General features: G+C 66.5%; 15 protein-coding genes. 8 read left to right on the top strand and 7 right to left on the bottom strand.

Annotated elements, in window-relative coordinates:
• The first annotated feature begins 1 nt into the window (after position 1).
• Entirely contained in the window at positions 2 to 262 is a 261-nt protein-coding gene (gene minE / locus M2299_RS05050; protein WP_005408532.1) for a cell division topological specificity factor MinE, read from the top strand.
• A 46-nt stretch (positions 263 to 308) separates the two neighbouring features.
• Entirely contained in the window at positions 309 to 788 is a 480-nt protein-coding gene (locus tag M2299_RS05045; protein ID WP_280883991.1) for a hypothetical protein, read from the top strand.
• An 88-nt stretch (positions 789 to 876) separates the two neighbouring features.
• Here the strand turns inward: M2299_RS05045 and M2299_RS05040 are convergent, their stop codons facing one another.
• The 3 genes from M2299_RS05040 to M2299_RS05030 all read right to left on the bottom strand — a co-directional run bounded on the left by M2299_RS05040 (position 877) and on the right by M2299_RS05030 (position 6446).
• On the bottom strand, positions 877 to 2100 hold the full coding sequence (locus M2299_RS05040) for a DUF819 family protein (RefSeq protein ID WP_080149422.1): 1224 nt from the start codon (positions 2098 to 2100) through the stop codon (positions 877 to 879).
• A gap of 130 nt (positions 2101 to 2230) precedes the next feature.
• Entirely contained in the window at positions 2231 to 4309 is a 2079-nt protein-coding gene (locus M2299_RS05035) for a S9 family peptidase (RefSeq protein ID WP_280883990.1), read from the bottom strand.
• Between the two features lie 172 nt (positions 4310 to 4481).
• Complete coding sequence (locus M2299_RS05030; protein WP_025873881.1) at positions 4482 to 6446, bottom strand: oligopeptide transporter, OPT family; 1965 nt, start codon at positions 6444 to 6446, stop codon at positions 4482 to 4484.
• Between the two features lie 277 nt (positions 6447 to 6723).
• Here M2299_RS05030 and M2299_RS05025 point away from each other — a divergent pair, with 277 nt between their 5' ends.
• The 3 genes from M2299_RS05025 to M2299_RS05015 all read left to right on the top strand — a co-directional run bounded on the left by M2299_RS05025 (position 6724) and on the right by M2299_RS05015 (position 10356).
• Positions 6724 to 7266 (top strand): hypothetical protein, encoded by a 543-nt coding sequence (locus M2299_RS05025; RefSeq protein WP_243378961.1) that lies wholly within the window; start codon positions 6724 to 6726, stop codon positions 7264 to 7266.
• 92 nt (positions 7267 to 7358) lie between these two features.
• Complete coding sequence (locus tag M2299_RS05020; protein WP_099783225.1) at positions 7359 to 8504, top strand: heparan-alpha-glucosaminide N-acetyltransferase domain-containing protein; 1146 nt, start codon at positions 7359 to 7361, stop codon at positions 8502 to 8504.
• 97 nt (positions 8505 to 8601) lie between these two features.
• The gene (locus M2299_RS05015) at positions 8602 to 10356 is read left to right on the top strand and encodes an oligopeptide:H+ symporter (protein WP_033830614.1); all 1755 of its coding nucleotides are present in this window, start codon (positions 8602 to 8604) and stop codon (positions 10354 to 10356) included.
• A 55-nt stretch (positions 10357 to 10411) separates the two neighbouring features.
• Here the strand turns inward: M2299_RS05015 and M2299_RS05010 are convergent, their stop codons facing one another.
• The 4 genes from M2299_RS05010 to M2299_RS04995 form a co-directional block, all read right to left on the bottom strand.
• Positions 10412 to 12397, bottom strand: coding sequence for a S9 family peptidase (locus tag M2299_RS05010; RefSeq protein WP_280883989.1), 1986 nt, complete (start codon positions 12395 to 12397; stop codon positions 10412 to 10414).
• Between the two features lie 60 nt (positions 12398 to 12457).
• The gene (locus M2299_RS05005) at positions 12458 to 14443 is read right to left on the bottom strand and encodes a S9 family peptidase (RefSeq protein WP_280883988.1); all 1986 of its coding nucleotides are present in this window, start codon (positions 14441 to 14443) and stop codon (positions 12458 to 12460) included.
• A 94-nt stretch (positions 14444 to 14537) separates the two neighbouring features.
• Positions 14538 to 16526, bottom strand: a complete 1989-nt coding sequence (locus M2299_RS05000) for a S9 family peptidase (RefSeq protein WP_280883987.1) — start codon at positions 16524 to 16526, stop codon at positions 14538 to 14540.
• A 165-nt stretch (positions 16527 to 16691) separates the two neighbouring features.
• A complete protein-coding gene (locus tag M2299_RS04995) occupies positions 16692 to 17327 on the bottom strand; it encodes a LysE family transporter (RefSeq protein ID WP_025873889.1) in 636 nt (211 codons plus the stop codon).
• Positions 17328 to 17466: 139 nt separating this feature from the next.
• Here M2299_RS04995 and M2299_RS04990 point away from each other — a divergent pair, with 139 nt between their 5' ends.
• The 3 genes from M2299_RS04990 to M2299_RS04980 all read left to right on the top strand — a co-directional run bounded on the left by M2299_RS04990 (position 17467) and on the right by M2299_RS04980 (position 19585).
• Complete coding sequence (locus M2299_RS04990) at positions 17467 to 18372, top strand: LysR family transcriptional regulator ArgP (protein WP_025873890.1); 906 nt, start codon at positions 17467 to 17469, stop codon at positions 18370 to 18372.
• Positions 18373 to 18474: 102 nt separating this feature from the next.
• Positions 18475 to 19059, top strand: coding sequence for a hypothetical protein (locus M2299_RS04985; protein WP_025873891.1), 585 nt, complete (start codon positions 18475 to 18477; stop codon positions 19057 to 19059).
• A gap of 79 nt (positions 19060 to 19138) precedes the next feature.
• On the top strand, positions 19139 to 19585 hold the full coding sequence (locus M2299_RS04980; RefSeq protein WP_280883986.1) for a GNAT family N-acetyltransferase: 447 nt from the start codon (positions 19139 to 19141) through the stop codon (positions 19583 to 19585).
• The last annotated feature ends 156 nt before the right edge of the window (positions 19586 to 19741 follow it).

Genomic DNA, 19741 nt, shown 5'->3' with positions numbered 1-19741 from the left:
CATGGGCCTGTTTGATTTCCTCAAAGCGAAGAAGACCACCGCCGAAACCGCCAAGAACCGCCTGCAGATCATCATCGCGCAGGAGCGCAGCCACCGTGGCGGTCCCGACTACCTGCCGCTGCTGCAGCGCGAGCTGCTGGAAGTGATCAAGAAGTACGTCAACATCGACGTCGATGCAGTGAAGGTGGACCTGGTCAAGGATGGCCAGCACGACGTGCTGGACATCTCCGTGGCGCTGCCTGAAGGCCCGGACAAACCCTGACCCCCTGCCCCGCCCGTGCCTGCATGGGCGGGGCAGCCTGACACGCATGACTGATACCACGCCCGAACCGAACGTTACCCGCGTCGGCGACATCGCCTTCGCCGATGCCCAGCGCCTGCTCGCTGCACATGAGCTGCGGCTGCATCACGTTGCGGCCGGCGAGCCGATCCCGGGCAGTTACTGGGGCGAGCCCGAGGCGGGCATCATCGCCAGCGACGTCTACGTGCGCGATGACACGCCGGTGCATTCGATGCTGCACGAGGCCTGCCATCTGATCGTGCTGCCGCCGGAGCGGCGCGCGCAGGTGCATACCGACGCCACCGATTCGGTGCCCGAAGAAGATGCCACCTGCTACCTGCAGATCGTGCTGGCCGGGCACCTGCCCGGTGTCGGCAGTGAGCGGCTGATGGCCGACATGGATGCGTGGGGGTATACGTATCGACTGGGGTCGACGAAGGCGTGGTTTGAACAGGACGCCGAAGACGCAAAGGCGTGGCTGATCGAACGCTGCTTGCCGGTGGCGTAACGCGTCGGTAGCGCCGGGCCATGCCCGGCGGCATGCACATCTGCCGCCGCGATGCGGTTCGCCGGGCATGGCCCGGCGCTACCGTGGGTCACGTGGCCAGCGCGCGCAGGGTGATGCCGACCACATACGCCAGATAGGTGCCGGTGGCATAGCCCATCGTGCCCAGCAGCACGCCTACCGGCGCCAACGCTGGATGGAACGCAGCGGCCACCACCGGTGCCGAGGCCGGGCCGCCGATGTTCGACTGCGAACCGATGGCGAAGTAGAAGAACGGCACCTTCAACAGCTTGCCCAGGCACCACAGCAGCACGATGTGCACGCTGATCCAGATGATGCCGAGCAGGAACAGCCACGGGCGATCCAGCAACGCCAGCAGATCCATCTGCATGCCGATGCAGGCGATCAGGAAGTACAGCAGCAGCGAGCCCAGGCGCGAGGCGCCCGCGCCTTCCAGCGTACGTGCACGGGTGAAGCTGAGGCCCAGGCCGAGCGTGGTCGACAGCACCACCACCCACACGAACGGCGCGTCCAGGCTGAACTGCGATGCCCAGCTGACGTGGACCTTGAACCAGGCCGCCAGCGGCGCGCCGATGGCGTGGGCCAGGCCGACGCCACCGAAGGCCACGGCCACGATCAGCATCAGATCGGTCAGGCTGGGAATGCGCTCATGCTCGGCCTGGAAGCGTGCGATGCGCTCCTTCAGCTCGTCGATGGCGGAGGTATCGGCACCGCTGCGCGCATCGATCTTCGCCGCGCGCCCAGCCATGAAGATCAACGCCGCCATCCACACGTAGCCAACACCCACATCGACCACCGCGAACTGGCCGAACGTGGTCGCGTTGACATCGAACACTTCGCGCATGGCCAGCATGTTGGCACCGCCGCCGATCCAGCTGCCGGCCAGCGCCGCCATGCCGGCCCAGGTATCGCCGGCGACGGTGTCCGGATGGATGGCACGCATGACCAGGAACGCGACCACCGCACCCAGCATGATGCTGGCCGAGGCGCCCAGGTACATCAGCACCAGCTTGGGCCCCAGCCGCAGGATGCCCTTGATGTCGACCGCCAGGGTCAACAGGATCAGCGCCGCCGGCAGCAGGATGTCACGCGCGACCGGGTTGTACAGCTTGGTGTTCTGCCCGTCGATCAGGCCGAACGTGTTGTAGATGCCCGGCAGCAGATAGCACAGCAGCAGCGCCGGCACGAAGGTATAGAAGCGCTTCCACAGGCCCTGCTCGCGCGAAGCGGTCCAGAACACGGCGCCAAGGGTGGCGGCGATCAGGCCGAAGACGACGATGTCGTTCTGGATCATGCAGGTGCTCTGGGTAGTGCCGGCCGCTGGCCGGCAATCTCGTTCAGGTGGGAAGCAGCAAGCGGTTGCCGGCCAGCGGCCGGCACTACCAGAAAGCAGAGCGCCGCCCCTGAGGGCGGCACTGCAGTCATCAGTTGCCGATGTGCTGCTTCAGCCAGGCGTTGACGGTGTCATGCCAGAGGATGCTGTTGTTCGGCTTCAGCACCCAGTGGTTCTCGTCCGGGAAGTACAGGAACTTCGACTCGATGCCCTGGCGCTGGGCCGCAGTGAAGGCAGCCAGGCCCTGCTCGACCGGAATGCGGAAGTCCTGCTGGCCGTGGATCACCAGGATCGGCTTCTTCCAGTCAGCCACGTGGTTGACCGGGTTGAACTTCTCGTAGTTCGCCGCCTTCTGGTACGGGGTACCGCCCTGCTCCCACTCGGTGAACCACAGTTCTTCGGTGGCATAGCCCATCATGCGCTGGTCGAACACACCGTCATGGTTGACCAGGCACTTGAACGGGCTGTTCCAGTTGCCGGCGATCCAGTTGACCATGAAGCCGCCGTAGCTGGCACCCAGTGCGCAGGCCTTGTCACCGTTGAGGAAGTCGTACTTCTTCAGCGCCGCGCTCCAGCCCTTCTGCAGGTCTTCCAGCGGACGGTCACCCCAGTGCTGGCTGATCGCATCGGTGAAGGCCTGGCCGTAACCGGTGGAGCCGTGGAAGTCGATCATCACCACAGCGTAGCCCTGGCCTGCGTACGTCTGCGGGTTCCAGCGGTAGCTCCAGCCATTGCCGAAGCTGCCCTGCGGACCGCCATGGATAAGGAACGCGACCGGGTAGGACTTGCCTTCCTGGTAGTTGTGCGGCTTGACCACATAGCCGTGCACGGTGTCGTTGTTCCAGCCCTTGAACTCGAACTGCTCGTAGTCGCCGAAGCTCACATCCTTGAGCACTTCGCCAGCGGCCGGGGTCAGTGCGCGCAGCGCGCCGATCGGCTCGCCAGCGGCCGGCAGCAGGCCGACCAGCACCTGGTCGTTGCTCTTCAGGCTGTTGCGGGTGATGGCCACGCTGTTGCCGGCCACGTCGACGGCGGTGACGCTGCCATCGCCGATCAGCTTGGTGGCCTTGCCGCTGGCCACGTCGATCTGGAACAGCGGGTGTTCGCCGAGGTCGTCGGCGGTGGTGTAGATGCTGGCGCCGTCGGCGGACAGCGCGATGCCGCCGGCCGAACGGTCCCACTGCGGCGCGATCTCGCGCGTCTTGCCGCTGGCCAGGTCCATCGCCATCAGGCCGAAGCGGTCCGCCTCGAAGCCTGGGCGCTTCATCGCGCGGTAGAACAGGGTCTTGCCGTCGGCGCTGAACACCGGGCCGGCATCCCAGGCCGGGTTGGACGCGGTCAGGTTGACCGGCGCCTGCTTGCCGGCGGCATCGAAGCGGTACAGGTCGAAGTTGGTCGACCACGGCTCCTGCTTGCCGGCCACGCGGATGCTGGCGACCACGCTGCTGCCATCCGGCGACCAGGCGAAATCGTCATTGCCACCGAACGGCTTGGACGGAGCGTCGCCGTCGATGGTCGCGCTCAGCGCCGAAGCGCCCTTGACCGCACCGGCCTTGGCAGCCGGCAACGGCGCGACGAACAGGGTGTTGCGGCGGCCGTCATTCCAGGTATCCCAGTGGCGCACGAACAGCGAATCGAAGACCTTGCCGCTGGCCTTGGCGCCTTCCACGTCCTTCAGCTTCTTTTCGGTGCAGGCCAGGTCCGACGCACAGGCCTGGAACACGCCGGCGCTGAACAGCACGCGGTCGTCCTGCGGCGACACGTGGTAGCTGTCCACGTCCACCGGGAAGTCGGTCAGCTGGCGCGGGGCGCCGCCACTGATCGGCTGTGCGTACAGCTGCTGGCTGCCGTTCCTGGCGCTGAGGAAGTACACGGTCTGGCCATCGGCCGACAGCGATGCGGAGTTGACGTTCCAGCCAGACGGCGTGATCTGCTTCGGCGGTGCCGCGTCGCGGGTGCGCAGGTTGCGCGCGAACAGTGCGGTGCTGGCCTTGAGGTTGGCATCGGTGCTGCGCTTGGCGAACACCACGGTGCCGCCGTCGGCGGTCAATACCGGCGCGGAGACGCGGTCCATGGCCACCATGTCGCGGACTTCCAGGCCACGGGCAGCGGCGACGCTGGGCAGGGCAGCCAGCAGGCTCAGTGGCAGCAGGGCATGACGCAGTTTCATCGGGGTCTCCGCAGGACGGCAAAAAACCGATGGTAGGCCTGCGCGGCCGGGCCTGCCAAGGCCATCGGTCATGGCCGTGGCTGAGCTGCCGCCAGAAAAGGCAAACCGCGCCGTAGCGCGGTTTGCTGGGGACACCGGTAGTGCCGGCCGCTGGCCGGCACTCCCCCATCCCTTACGCCACGGCGCGCTTGCCGGTGCGGTAGATCAGCCAGCCGACCAGGAACAGCACGGCCAGGCCGATCCACTGCGCGGCCGGCAGGTGGAACGGCACGGCCAGCACGTCGGCACGGCTGCTGACCACGATAGGCACGGCGATGGCGATACCCATCAGCGCCTCACCGGTGATCAGGCCGGCAGCGAACAGCACGCCCGGCTTGTGCACGCGGTCGCGGCCCTCTTCGTCATCGGCGCGCACCTTGTGGAAGCGCTCGACCAGGTAGGAGATCAGGCCACCGAGGAAGATCGGCACCATCAGTTCCAGCGGCAGGTAGATGCCGATCGCCGCGGCCAGCACCGGCACGCGGAAACGCGAGTTGCGCGACTTCAGCCAGCTGTCGAACGCGATGATGGCGGCACCGACCACGGCACCGATGCCGATGAAGGTCCACGGCAGCTCGCCACCGAACAGGCCCTTGGCCACCGACGCCATCAGGTTGGCCTGCGGTGCGGCCAGCGCATTCGGGTGCAGCTCGGACTTGACGCCGATGCCGTAGGCGGTGGCCAGCAGGTTCAGCACCGGGGCCATGATCAGCGCGCACGAGAACGCGCCGATGCCCAGCATCAGCTGCTGCTTCCACGGGGTGGCACCGACGATGTAGCCGGCCTTGAGGTCCTGCAGGTTGTCGCCACCGACGGCGGCGGCACAGCACACCACCGCGCCGATCATGATCGCGGCCACCGCACCCAGCGGCGCACCGAAGGCACCGACCGGCTGCAGGCCATCCTTGCCCAGCAGCAGCACCAGTACCGCCGAAGCGAACAGGATGGTGGAAATGGTGATGCCCGAGACCGGGTTGTTGGACGAACCGATCAGGCCGGCCAGGTAGGCCGACACCGAAACGAACAGGAAGCCGGCGACGATCATGATGAGGGTCATCGGGATCGACACGTGCCACTGGCCGACGATGGCCTGGTACAGCGCCAGCAGCGGCAGGGTGAACACCACCAGCGCCACCAGCATCCACTTCATCGGCAGGTCGCGCTCGGTGTGCGCCAGCACCGGGCCACCGCTCTTGCGCGCGGCCGCAAAGCCACTCTTGACGCCGTTGAGCAGCGACTTGCGCAGCGAGATCAGGGTCCAGATGCCGCCGATCAGCATCGCGCCGACACCGAGGTAGCGCATCTTCGCGCCCCAGATGGCGAACGCCGCTTCGGTGGACGAGGCGGTGGCGATCGAGGCGGCCAGCGCCGGATCGGTGTTCATGAAGAACGCCTGGTAGATCGGGATGGCGATGTGCCAGGTCAGGATCGAGCCGGACACCACCACGATGCCGACGTTGAGGCCGACGATGTACCCCACGCCCAGCAGTGCGGGCGACAGGTTGGTGCCGATGAAGGCGGTGACCTTGGAGCTGCCGACATAGGCCGAGGTGGCCCAGGCGTCTGGGATCAGGCGCATGCCGCTTTCCGCGGCCAGCTTCACGAACGCACCGATCACCGCCGACAGGCCGAGGATCTTCAGGCCCGGGCCGGGGTTCTCACCGGCCTTCAGCACTTCGGCCGCAGCCTTGCCTTCCGGGAACGGAAGCGGATCTTCGACGATCATCGAACGGCGCAGCGGCACCGAGAACAGCACGCCCAGCAGGCCACCGAGACCGGCGATGCCCAGCACCCACCAGTACTTGAAGTCCGGCCAGTAGCCCATGATCACCAGCGCGGGGATGGTGAAGATCACACCGGCGGCGATCGACGAACCGGCCGAAGCGCCGGTCTGCACGATGTTGTTCTCAAGGATCGAACCGCCCCCCAGCAGGCGCAGCACGCCCATGGAAATGACCGCGGCGGGAATCGCGGTGGCGATGGTCAGGCCTGCGAACAGACCGAGGTAGGCGTTTGCGGCCGACAGCACCACCGCCAGCACGATGGCCAGGACCACCGCGCGGAAAGTGAGCTGCTTGGGCGCAGCGTCATGGTTCATGAAAGCCCCTGCTGGCAAAAAATCCCTGTCACGCTAGCGTTCAGGGGGCAGCAAGTCCAGTGCGGTTCGGGAGGGTTGCGGTCGGGCGGCCAGTGGGATAGTCGCTTTTGGCCAAACTCGGCCAACGCATCAAGCGCATCAGGCACATTCCAGGGAGCTAGCGGGTCTCGCGGTTTCCTTGCCCTGCATGGGCCAGGCCAGCCGCCACCGCAGCACTCCAGGCGACACAGTTTGAAGTGTCTCAACTGCCCATGCATCGTGTTCACGATCTGGACGCATGACGCTGAGCCGCCCTATGAACAATGCACTTCGGATCCGCCCGATCACATCGCCAGTCATGGCCATCGCGACCCTGTTCTGCCTGATGCCGCTTTGCGATCACGCATCTGCCTGGAGTCGCGTTGGCGCGATCGAGGTCACCGACCACGCTGGCAAACCCTGTTTCGGGCTTCCCAAGAAAGAGCGCAAGCGTATCGGTGAGACTCCGCAGGTGTTTGGTGTGGAGGTGTATGACGCGATTACTCCACCGCTGCGGCAGCAATGGTCTTTCGAGTTTGTCTATCCCGCGTCACTCCCGCTTCCACCCGGAGCCTGCGTGCTCTACGGAGAAGTACCAGCCAACGCCGTTGCAAGACAAACGTCCATGCCGCTGAAGCCTGGACGCCTGTACGACGTCTCGATGTCGGCCACCAGGACCGGCGCCACCCAGTTCTACAGCGCCCGATTCTGCCTGAAGGCGAACGCCGACGGCAGCCTGCACGCGATCCAGGTCCGCTACGACGACGCTCTAGGCTGGAGTCCTGCGGTCTGCCTGCCCTGAGCCGACGCGCGCGCTCGCCGACAACGGACAGCACGCGCTGGAAACAATTTATTGTTATGTTATATCCTGTCACGCCATTGACCTGAGCGCCCGTGGCCCCTCTCTCCTCCCGGCTGGCCTCCATCGACCAGTTGCGCGGCACCGTGATGCTGCTGATGCTGCTCGACCACGTGCGCGAGACGTTCTTCCTGCAGCATCAGGTCAGCGATCCGATGGACGCGGCGACGGTGTCCCCTGCCCTGTTTGCCTGCCGCCTGCTGGCCCACCTGTGCGCGCCGGTGTTCGTGCTGCTGACCGGCCTGTCGGCCTGGCTGTACGGCCAGCGCCATGCCGATCCGCGCCGTGCCATTGCGGCTTTCCTGCTCAAGCGCGGCCTGTTCCTGGTGGTGCTGGAACTGACCCTGGTCAACGTCGCCTGGACCTTCCAGTGGCCGCCGGAGACGCTGTACCTGCAGGTGATATGGGCGATCGGCCTGAGCATGATCGCGCTGGCCGGCCTGCTGTGGCTGCCGCGGCCGCTGCTGGCCGTTCTGGCGGTGACGCTGGTGGTCGGCCACAACCTGCTGGACGGCGTACGGGTGCAGGGCGACGGCGCTCTGGCGGTGCTGTGGAAGGTGCTGCACCAGCGCGACTGGATCGAGGCTGGGCCGTTGAGCCTGCGTACCTCCTACCCCGTGCTGCCATGGATCGGGGTGATCGCGCTGGGCTACCTGATGGCGCCGTGGTTCGCTGCCGGCAGCGACCCACAGCAGCGCCGGCAGCGGCTGCTGTGGTCCGGGCTGGGCGCACTGGCCGCCTTCGCCCTGCTGCGCTTCGCCAACGGCTATGGCGACACGCCGTGGCAGTACCAGCAGACCACGCTGCGCACGTGGATGAGCGTGTTCAACATCACCAAGTACCCGCCCTCGCTGCAGTTCCTGCTGCTGACCCTGGGCGTGGGCCTGCTGCTGTTGCGGCTGTACGAGTGGCCGCCGCTGGCGCGTGCACTGCGGCCGCTGGCCGATATCGGCGCAGCGCCGATGTTCTTCTATCTGCTGCACCTGTACGTGCTGAAGCTGCTGTACCTGGCGGCCCTGAAGACCTGGGGCCCGACCCACGGTTGCCTGTATGCACTGGACTCGGTGGCCGGCCTGCTGCTGGTGGCCTGTGCATTGGCGGTGGTGCTGTACCCGCCAACGCGGGCGTTCGCGCGGTTCAAGGCGCGCCGACGCGACCTGGCCTGGTTGCGGTACCTGTGAACGGTAGCGCCGGGCCACGCCCGGCGTTGCACAGGACCGCCGGGCATCGCCCGGCGCTACCCGGCGCGCGCCTGCAGCGCACGCCTATAATTCCGCGATGAATTCCACTGCTATCGCTTCCGACGACTTCCTCGGCCATCCCAAGGGCGTCTACGTCTGCTTCTTCACCGAAATGTGGGAGCGCTTCTCCTTCTACGGCATGAAGGCGCTGCTGCTGCTGTACCTCACCAAGTACCACCTGTTCGGCGACAAGGCCGGGCTGGACCTGCTCGGCGCGTACGGCGGGCTGGTGTACTGCATCCCGGTGTTCGGCGGCATGTTGGCCGACCGCTGGCTGGGCATGCGCCGGGCGGTGCTGTTCGGCGGCATCCTGCTGGTGCTCGGCCACCTCGGCATGGCCTTCGAGGGCCACGCCGCATACCGGGTCAATGGCGAAGTAGTGCGCGACACCTCGGCATTGGCCGTGACCTACCTGTCGCTGGCGCTGATCATCATGGGCGTCGGCTTCCTCAAGCCGAACATCTCCACCATCGTCGGCAAGCTCTACCCGCAGGACGATCCGCGCCGCGATTCGGGCTTCTCGCTGTTCTATGCCGGCATCAACCTGGGCGCCCTGTTCTCTTCGCTGGTGTGCGGTTTCCTGGGCGAGGTCTACGGCTGGAAGTACGGCTTCGGTGCGGCCGGCATCGGCATGCTGGCCGGCCTGGCGATGTTCCTGTGGGGCCAGAAATACCTGCAGGGCCACGCCGAGCCGCCGCAACCGGCGACCTTGAAGCAGAAGGTGCTGGGCCTGCCGCGCGAATGGCTGATCTACCTGTGCGCGGTGATCGGCGTGCTGCCGGTGGCCTGGCTGATGTGGGCGGCCGGCAACGGTGCCTTCGCGCTTGGCGGTGAAATCAGCCTGGCACTGATGCTGATGCTGGTGGTGCTGGGCGGCGTGCTGGTCTGGTTCGCGTGGTTCACCGGCACCCAGTGCACGCCGGTGCAGCGCCAGCAGATGGTCGCGCTGATGGTGCTGATCTTCATGGCACTGGTGTTCTTCACGATGTACGAGCAGTCGTATGGTTCGTGGGTGACCTTCACCGACCGCCTGCTGACCAAGGACATCGTGCCGGCGCTGGTGATCCGCGAAGGTTCACCGCTTCCGTGGTCGATCCTCTCGCTGCTGCTGGCACCGCTGGGCTTCGTGGTCAGCGCGCGCCTGTCCGAGCGTCGCCCCGGCTCGTCCGCGCCGCGTACGTTCTTCATCGCCATCGTCGCGCTGATGCTGGTGCTGCTGGTACGCGACTGCCTGGTGATTCCGCAGACCGCCGGTTCGCTGACCTACCTCGGCGGCCTGTTCCTGGTGCTGCTGGCGCCGGCCTTCGCCGCGTTGTGGACCTGGATGGACCGCCGTGGCTGGGAACCGGGCAAGCCGGTGAAGTCGGCCTGGGGCCTGGTGATCGGTGCGTTGTCGTTCGTACCGCTGGCGCTGGCCGCGCAGCACGTTGGTGCCACCGGCGAGATGGCCAGCGTGTGGTGGCTGGTGCTGGCCTACTTCCTGCTGGCCAGCGGCGAGATGTGCCTGTCGCCGGTCGGCCTGTCGGCGGTCACCCAGCTGGCGGTGCCACGGGTGATGAGCCTGATGATGGGCACCTGGTTCCTGGCGACGGCCTTCTCCGAAACGCTGGCCGCGCTGTTCGGCAAGCTGGCGGCGATCGACGTACCTGAAGGCGAAACGCTGGACATGGCCGCTGCGGCCGGTGCCTATGCGCACCTGTTCTGGCTGCTGATGTGGATCGGCCTGGGCTGCGCGTTGCTGGCCTTCATCGCTGCGCCGCTGTTGAAGCGGATGATGCATGGGGTGAAGTAACGCCCGGCGGCAGGATGCCGCGGCGGCCACCACGTCGGTCGCCGCCGCGTCTGTTTCAGGGCGCCTTGCCCTTTTCGGAAGACGTCGCGGCGGCAGCCGTGCTACCGCCAAGGCTGCGTGACAGGAAGGCAAGCAATCGGCTGTAGTAGTCGCGCTGGTTGGCCTCGGCGTACAGGCCATGGCCCTCGCGCGGGTAATACAGCGCTTCCACGGGCACGCCGGCCTGCTTCAATGCAGCTTCCATGCGTTCGGTGTGCTGCACCGGGGCACGCAGATCTTCGCGACCAGCGGCCAGCAGCACGGGCACCTTGATGCTCGCCGCAAGATTCACCGGCGACACCGCCGCCAGCGTGGCCGGATCACCCAGCCACTCCTGCAGATAGGTCACGCCGGAGGCGCGATCCTGGATGTCGCCGCGTTTGAACATCAACGGCAGGTCGTACACCCCCACATAGCCTGCCGCGCAGCGGTACAGCCCCGGCTCGCGCACAGCGCCCATCATGGCCGAGTACGCACCGTAGCTGGCACCGTAGATGCAGATGCGTGCGCTGTCGGCGATGCCTTGGCTGATCGCCCAGCGGGTGGCGTCGGTCACATCGTCCTGCATCGCGCGGCCCCATTGCCGGGCAGCGGCCTGGGTATGTGCACGGCCGTAGTTGCCCGAGCCGCGGAAGTTGACCTGCAGCACCGCGTAGCCGGCGTCGGCCAGCAACTGGTTCTCGCGCTCGAAACCACCGTCATCGAACACGCCGATCGGGCCACCATGCGGGACCACCACCATCGGCAGGTTGTGGCCATCACTACCCCTGGGCAGGGTAAGGAAGCCATGCAGCGGCAGGCCGTCCCGCGCAGCCAGGGTGACCGGGCGAACGCTGGCACCGCCGTCACGATCAAACCAGCGATGGCGGCTGGTGAGGAACGCGGCGTTTCGGGTGGCGGTGGTGTACAGGAAATAGTCGCCGGGATTGGTCGCAGAGCTCACCTTCACCAGCAGCCGCGCGTTGTCGCGGGTGCCGGTGAGCAGGCTCACGACCTGCCCGGGAAACGCCTTTTCAAGCCTGCGCTGGGTGCTGGCGGTCGGCGACTGCTCATCAAAAAAGGCGGTGCGCGTGACGGCGCCGACGAACTGGATACCCACCGGCACGCGCGTGCCGGGCTGGTAGACCACGCGGGTGGGGTCGACGGTGTCGTCCTGCAGCAGCGTACGCCGTTCTCCGCTGACCGGATCCCAGCTGACCACCGTATCGGGGCCGCGGGCCTGCTCCACCACCAGGTAGGCCAGCCGGTTGTCGGCGGAGAAGCCGATCGGGCGTTCGATGCGATGGCTGCTGCCTTCGTCGTTGACCAGGGTCCACTGATCGCGGTCCTGGCGATAGTAGAGCTTGTTGACGTTGTCGGCGGCGGCACCGTGGGCGAAGCGAAGTTCGCCTTGATTGTCGGTGGTGAACGTTGCGCGCTGCACCGGCGAGCGCGAGACCAGGACGCGGCGCCCGGTGATGACATCCATCCGTTCCAACCGCGTATTGGTGTCGTTGGCAAATGGCCACAGCGAGATCAACACGTTGCGCTCGTCGGCAGCCAGCGGATCGGCCAGGAATGCAGCGACCTGCTCGGCCACCCGTCCGGTCACGAAGCCGGGCTCGTCCGGGCGCGCGCGGTAACCGACCAGCAGATCACCGCGCTTGCCATTGGCATCGATGGCATACAGTTCGCCGGTCGGCCGTGGCTGGTCCAGGGGCCCCCATTTCTCGGCCAGGCCGATGAGCAGGCGGGTGTCACTCACCCAGTCGACCTCGGCGGCGTGATTGTTGCGTGGCGGCCGGAAATTGCCGACCAGTTCCATCGTGTCGGTACGCAGCACCGCCACGGCAGTTGCGCCGTCCAGTGGCAAGGTCATGGCCAGGTACTCGCCGGTGGGCGAGAGCTGGATGTCATTGAACTCCGCGCGGCGTACGTAGCCGTCCAGCGAAACCTCCGCAGCCTCCGCCCCACCCACGCCGCAGATGGCCATCAATGCGGCCAGCACCGTTGCATGTTTCATGACGTTCTCCTTGAAGCCGGGCATCCCCCTGCCCGGCACCGGGTCCGCGGCGCGCCTGCCTTACGGCGCCTTGTCGGCGCCTGCGGTCGCGCTGGTGCTGGTGGTGCTGCCGCCCAGGCTGCGTGACAGGAAGGCCAGCAGCCTGCTGTAGTACTCGCGCTGGTGCTCAGGCCGGTGGAAACCGTGCCCTTCGGTGCGGTAGTACAGGCTCTCCACCGGTGAGCCGGCCGCCTTCAGCGCTGCTTCCATGCGCTCGGTGTGCTTGATCGGCGCACGCGTGTCTTCGCCGCCAGCGGCCAGGAACACCGGCACTTTCAGCTGTGCGGCCAGGTTCACCGGCGAACGGGTTCCCAGGGTCTTCGGATCGCCTACCCATTCGCGCTGCCAGGCCATGGCCGAATCGCTCAACTGTGCCTCACCACTGAACATCAGCGGCAGGTCGTACACACCGACGTAGCCTGCCGCGCACTGGTACAGCCCGGGTTCGCGGATCGGCCCCATCATCGCGGCATACGCACCGTAGCTGGCCCCATAGATGCAGATGCGGTTGCTGTCGGCGATGCCCTCTGCGATGGCCCAGCGGGTGGCGTCGGTCACATCGTCCTGCATGGCCGCGCCCCACTGCTTCGCACCCGCCTGGGTGAACGCGCGGCCATAGTTGGCCGAACCACGGAAGTTGACCTGCAACACGGCATACCCTGCTGCTGCCAGCATCTGCGGCTCGTTGCTGTAGCTGCCCTCATCGAATACGCCGATGGGGCCACCGTGCGGCAGCACCACCAACGGCAGATTGCGCCCTTCGCTGCCCGGCGGCAGGGTCAGGAAGCCGTGCAGCGGCAGTCCGTCGCGCGCCTTCAGCGAGAACGGACGCACGGTGGCGGCCAGTTTCGGATCGATCCATTCGCTGCGGCTGAGCAGATGCTCGGCCGCCTTTGCGCGGGTGTCGAACAGGTAGAAATCCCCGGGATTGCTGCCCGACCACGTCTGCACCACCACCTTGCCGCCATCGCGGGTACTGGAGGTGATGAACACCGGGCCGCCGAACGCCGCCTCAAGGCTGCGGTACTGACGGGCATCGGCGCCCTTCTCATCGAAGAACCGCGTACGCGGTGCATCGCCGGCAAACAGCGCGCCCACCGGCACGCGGGTGCCCGGGCGGAAGATGATCGCGTAGGGATCGACCACGCCATCGCGCAGCACCTCGCGCCGTTGGCCGGTCTGCGGGTTCCAGCTGACGATGGCATCGGGCCCGGTGGGCTGCTCGACCTGCAGATAGGCCAGCGCGCCATCTTCGGAGAAGCCGATTGCGGTTTCTATCCGGTGGCTCAGCGACTCGTCATTGACCAGCGACCACTGCGCATTGGTCCCGGCGCGGTAGTAGAGCTTGTTGACGTTGTCCGACGCTGCGCCGTGGGCGAAGCGCACTTCACCCTGATGATCGGTAGTGAAATCGGCACGCTGCACGGGTGAACCGGAAACGCGCACGCGACGCCCACTGACCACGTCAAGCCGCTCGACCCGGGTGTAGGGGTCCTCGGCGAAGGGCCATACCGCGATCAGCACATTGCGGTCGTCGCCCGCCAGTTCGTCGGTGAGGAAGGCCGCGACGTCCTCCACCTTCTTCGGCTGGATGCGCGTACCCAACCCGCGCCCCTGCACGCGGTAGCCGACCAGCAGTTCCCCGCCCTTGCCATCGACGTTGACCCCGTACAGTTCACCGGTGGGCTGCGGCGTATCGAGTACTCCAAGCTTCTCGGCCAGGCCGACCAGCAGGCGCTCGTTGCTCACCCATTCAAAGGTGTTGGCGTGGTTCTTGTCCTGTGGGCGGAACACGCCGGCAGGCTTGCGGTCGGACGTGCGCAGGATGACCAGCGCGGTGGAATCGTCCAGCGGTACGGTGCCGGCAACGTAGTCGCCGCCGGGCGAGAGCTTGACGTTCGAAAACGACTCCGGTTTCAGGTACTTCTCCAGGTCCACCCCGCCGGTACCCGCCGACGTCCCGCCCACCACCGCGCACAACAGCGCGGCAAGTACAGTCCTGCGCATCCTTCCCCCTCCCTGCCCGGACACCCTGTCCAGATTCGCCGATTCTAGGCAGGCCCGCGATGGCTCCGCCAGTGCGAGGCCGCCATCGCCGGACTCAGGGCGCCTTCTCTGCATTGCCAGTGGCCGTCACCTGCGCCGTTGCTCCGCCCAGGCTGCGCGACAGGAACGCCAGCAGGTGGCCGTAGTAGTCGCGCTGGTTGGCCAGGTTGTACAGCCCATGCCCTTCGTTCTTGTAGTACAGCGCCTGCACAGGCGTTCCGGCCTGCTTCAATGCCGCCTCCATCCGCTCGGTATGCACCACCGGTGCGCGCTGGTCTTCGCGGCCGGCGGCCAGCAGCACCGGCACGCCAACCTGCGCGGCCAGGTTGACCGGCGAGCGTTCGACAAGATCCTTGGGCCGTCCCAACCACTCGCGCAGGTAGATCAACCCGGATTCGTCACTCTGGATATCCCCGCGCGCATACATCAAGGGCAGGTCGTAGATGCCAACGTAACCTGCCGCACAACGGTAAAGACCCGGCTCTCGCACCGTCCCCATCAGCGCCGCATAGGCGCCGTAGCTGGCCCCATAGATGCAGATGCGTTCACGGTCTGCAATTCCCTGCTCGATGGCCCAGCGCGTGGCATCGGTCACATCATCCTGCATCGCCGCGCCCCACTGTTTGCGCGCAGCCTGCGCATGTGCGCGCCCGTAACCGGCCGAGCCACGGAAATTCACCTGCAGCACGGCATAGCCGGCGGCCGCCAGCATCTGCGTCTCGGTGGAGTACGTGCCATCGTCCAGGACCCCGATCGGACCGCCATGCGGCACCACCACCATCGGTAGCGCGCGCATCGGCACCCCCGGTGGCACGGTAAGGAATCCATGCAGGGGGCGGCCGTCGCGGGCCTGCAAGGTGATGGCGCGTACGTCGGCACTCTGCGCCGGGTCGATCCAGTCGCTGCGGCTGATCAGGTGCCGGGCGCGCTTGCCCAGCGTGTCATACAGGTAGAAATCACCCGGATTGCGGCCCGACCAGGATTCCACCAGGACAGTGCTGCCGTCGCGGGTGCTGGAGGTGATGTATACCGGAGCACCCAGCGCGGTTTCCAGGCTGCGATAAAGCCGGGCATCCTCCGAGGTCTCATCGAAGAAGCGCGTGCGTGGGGTAGTGCCCGTGAACAGCGCGCCCACCGGCACCTGCGTACCGGGGCGGTGGATGATGCGTGCAGGGTCGGCGATCTCATCACGCAGAACCGTTCGCCGCTCGTTGCTCTGCGGGTTCCAGCTGACGATCACGTCGGGGCCTTCGGCCTGCTCCACCTGCAGATAGGCCAGGCGGCCGTCGGCCGAGAAGCCGATGGCCGCTTCGTTGCGCGGGTTCAAGGCCTCGTCGTGCAGCAGTATCCATTCGCTGCTGGCACCGGCGCGGTAATACAGCTTCTTTTTCTGGTCAGGTCCGACGCCGTAAGCGAAGCGCACTTCGCCCCGGGCGTCGATGGTGAAGGCGGCCTGCGCGATCGGCGCGCGCGCGACCGCGTTGCGGCGACCGGTGCTCACGTCCATGCGTTCGATCTGGGTGGCCGCGTTGTCGGTGAACGGAGTGACCGCCACCAGCACGTTGCGATCGTCGTCCTTCAACTCATCGGTGAGGAAAGCCGCCACCATTCCCGCAGGCTTGACCTTGATGTTGGTGCCCAGTCCGGTTTCAGCGGTGCGGTAGCCGACCAGCAGTTCTCCCCCCTTGCCGTTGGCGTTGATGCCGAACAGCTCGCCGGTGGGCGCTGGTCGATCCAGCACACCCAGCTTCTGCGCCATCCCCACAAGCAGGCGTTCATTGCTTACCCAGTCGAAGGTATGGGCGTGGTTGTTGCGGGGTGGGCGGAAGGTGCCGACCATCTTCATGTCGGCGATCCGGTAGATCGCCAGCGCCGTACCCGCCTCGATCGGAACCGTGGCAGCCACGTACTCGCCACCCGGCGAAATCTTGATGTCGGCGAATGCTTCCTGCCGCAGGTAGCGGTCCAGGTCCACCCCGCCGGTACCCGCCGACGTCCCGCCCACCACCGCGCACAGCAGCGCGGCAAGCACAATCCTGCGCATCCTTCCCCCTGAGAACGGGGCCCCTGCCCGCAGTCTCGATTCTAGGCAGGCAAGCGGGCGCGCCGCCAGTGGGCAGAAAAAACGACGGCACCGTTGCCGGTGCCGTCGTTGCCACTACCTTGGAGAGAGAGAGTAAGGACGTGGGTTCGGGGGGCGTGCGCCGGGTCAATGGACCCCGCGCACCGCCAGAGTGAGGGCCAGGATGCTGAGGATCACCGCGATGGTGCCGTCCAGCACGCGCCAGGTGCTGGGCTTGGTGAACAGCGGTGCCAGCAGGCGCGCGCCCAGGCCCTGCGCGGTCAGCCACAGGCAGCTGGCGGTGACCACGCCGGCCGCGAAGGCCATGCGCGCATTGCCGAAGTTCTCGGCGATGGAGCCGATCACCATCATGTCCAGCCAGAAGTGCGGATTGATCAGCGAGAAGCCGACCGCCGCCATCAGCACCGCACGACGACTACCGTCATCGCTGTCGGCTTCGCCCATGCCACCGCCACCGGCGATCGCACGGCGTGCCGACTTCATCGCATACCACGCCAGGAAGGCCACACCGGTCCAGAGGACGGCGGTGGTCAGCCACGGCAGCGCGGTGGTGAGCGTGCGCAGGCCGGCCACGCTGGCGAAGATGAAGATTGCATCGATGGCCGCGCAGGTGGCGACCACCGGCACGATGTGCTTGCGCAGGATGCCCTGGCGCAGGATGAAGGCGCTCTGGGCGCCGACCACGGCAAACAGGCCGATGCCGGTAGCCGCACCACTGAACCAGGCACCAAGGCCGGTGCTGGCGGAGATGACCGAGAACATGGGATTCACTACCTTGTCTTGCTTGGGGGAGCGGTGCCTCGCGAAGGCGGACAGCACCGGAACGGGCGCCATTGTCGCGCCGCAACATAGAAAAGACGAGCTAAACTTACTAAACCAACATTAGCGGAGCTTAATCGCCATGCGCATCGACCATGCTCAGCTGCGGGCCCTGGCTGCGGTGATCCGCGAAGGCAGCTTCGACCGTGCCGCGCAGTCGCTCAACGTCACCCCCTCGGCCATCTCGCAGCGGGTCAAGGCACTGGAAGACCGCATCGGCCGCCTGCTGGTCAAGCGCGGCACGCCTGCGACCGCGACTGCCGAGGGCCAGTTGCTGGTGCAGCTGGCCGAGCAGACCGCCCTGCTGGAGCACGACGCGCTGCACCGGATGGGCCTGGCCGACGAGGACCTGCCGCAGGCCAGCATCCCTGTAGCGGTGAACCACGACAGCCTGGAGACCTGGTTCCCACAGGCCGCCCAGCAGTTCGCGCAGGGCACCGGCACCACCCTGGACCTGCGGGTGGAGGACCAGGACCACACCGTCGAACTGCTGCGCCAGGGCACCGTGCTGGGGGCCGTGACCACCCTGGACGAGCCGGTGCAGGGCTGCCAGATCCACGCGCTGGGCAGCATCCGCTACGCCGCCACCTGTACGCCGGAGTTCCGCGAGCAGCACTTCGCCAAGGGCGTGACCGCACAGGCGCTGGCGCAGGCACCGGTGCTGGTGTTCAACCGCAAGGACGACATGCAGTCGCGCTTTGCCCGGCGCATGGCCGGCGCCGACCTGCCCAGCACCGCGCCGACGTGGTGGATTCCTTCCACCCGCGCCTTCGTGCAGGCCAATCTGGGCGGGCTGGGCTGGACGATGAACCCGCTGCCGCTGGTCAAGCGCCATCTGGACGCCGGGCGCCTGGTCTACGTGCGGCAGCGCGCGTGGGAAGACGTGCCGCTGTACTGGCAGCACTGGAAAGGCGACGTGCAGACGATGGCCCTGCTGACCCGGGCAGTGCTGGACGCCGCCTCGGCACTGGTGCAGCGCAGGCGCTGATGAGGGGACGGAGAGGATCAAGTCGCTTGTGCTACAAACGCCTTGATCCCCTCCGCCCCCTTTTCATGCAAGCATCGGTGCAACCGACGAGGGGGCTGACCGATGGAAACCGAACCGGTATTCCTGCATATCCGCGTGGTGATGGGGATCATCCTCGGCCTGTCCATCACCACCCTGCTGAAGGGGCTGGCGCAGATCATCGAACACCCGCAGCGGCGTGGCTGTTCGGCGCTGCACCTGTGCTGGGTGGTGTGGACGCTGGTATCGCTGGTGACCTTCTGGTGGTGGGAGTTCCGCCTGGTTGAGGTACACCGTTGGACGTTTGAAATCTATCTGTTCGTGATCACCTACTGCGCGACCTGGTTCCTGCTGTGCGCGCTGCTGTTTCCCGAAGACCTGCGCGAGTACGGAAGTTACGGCAACTATCTGATGCAGCGTCGACGCTGGATCTTCGGGGTGGTCGCGATATTGACCCTTCTGGATCTTGTGGATACCGCGATCAAAGGGGGAAGCCGATGGCGGCTGCTGGGCGAAGCCTACCCCCTGCATACGGTGCTGATGCTCATCGTCGCCGCGCTGGGCTGGCATCTGCGCAGTACGCGCGCGCAACTGGGGCTGGCCGCAGCGACGCTGGCCTATCAACTGGGCTACTTCGCGGCGGAGTACTTCACCATCGGCAGTGAGTGAGGAGCGCCGCCGGTCTCCATCCAATCTCCATAGGCGTCGGCCACAATCGCCCGGTTCCATTCGACCGCAGGTTTCCCAGATGACGATCCACTACCGCAATGCCCGTCCCGATGACGCCGCCGCCTGCATCGACCTGCGCGGGCGTACCCGCGAGAACGCCTTCAGTGCAGCGCAACTGGCCGAGCTGGGCATCACCGAAGAGAGCTGGGCCGCAGGTATCGCCGATGGCGATTCGATTGGCCGCGTCGCCTGGGAGGGCCAACGGATGGCCGGTTACTGCTTTGCCGACCGCGAAAGCGGCGAGGTGCTGGTGCTGGCGCTGCTGCCGGAATTCGAGAACCGTGGCATCGGCCGGCAACTGCTGCAGGACGTGGTCAGCCTGAGCCGCGATGCCGGCCACAGCCGCCTCTTCCTGGCCTGCTCGGCCGACCCGCACTCGCGTTCCCATGGCTTCTACCGGCACCTGGGCTGGAAGGCGACCGGCGAGATCGATGAGGCCGGTGACGAGATTCTTGAGCTGGCGTGATCGAGGGCATCGCCGGGCATGGCCCGGAGCTACCAGGTGAGGGTGCCGCGAGCCGTCGGATGCTGCGTTGCATCAAAATCGGACCGGAAGCGGTTAAAATTGCCACAGGAACGCTGCAAGGCGTTGTTTCTTCACGCTCTTTCCCTGTTTCTTGCG

Origin of the sequence: Stenotrophomonas sp. 1278 (genome assembly GCF_029892765.1) — a bacterium.
Taxonomy (GTDB): Bacteria; Pseudomonadota; Gammaproteobacteria; order Xanthomonadales; family Xanthomonadaceae; genus Stenotrophomonas; species Stenotrophomonas indicatrix.
The sequence above is the reverse complement of the archived record's forward strand: the minus strand, read 5'-3'. Positions and strand labels throughout refer to the sequence as shown.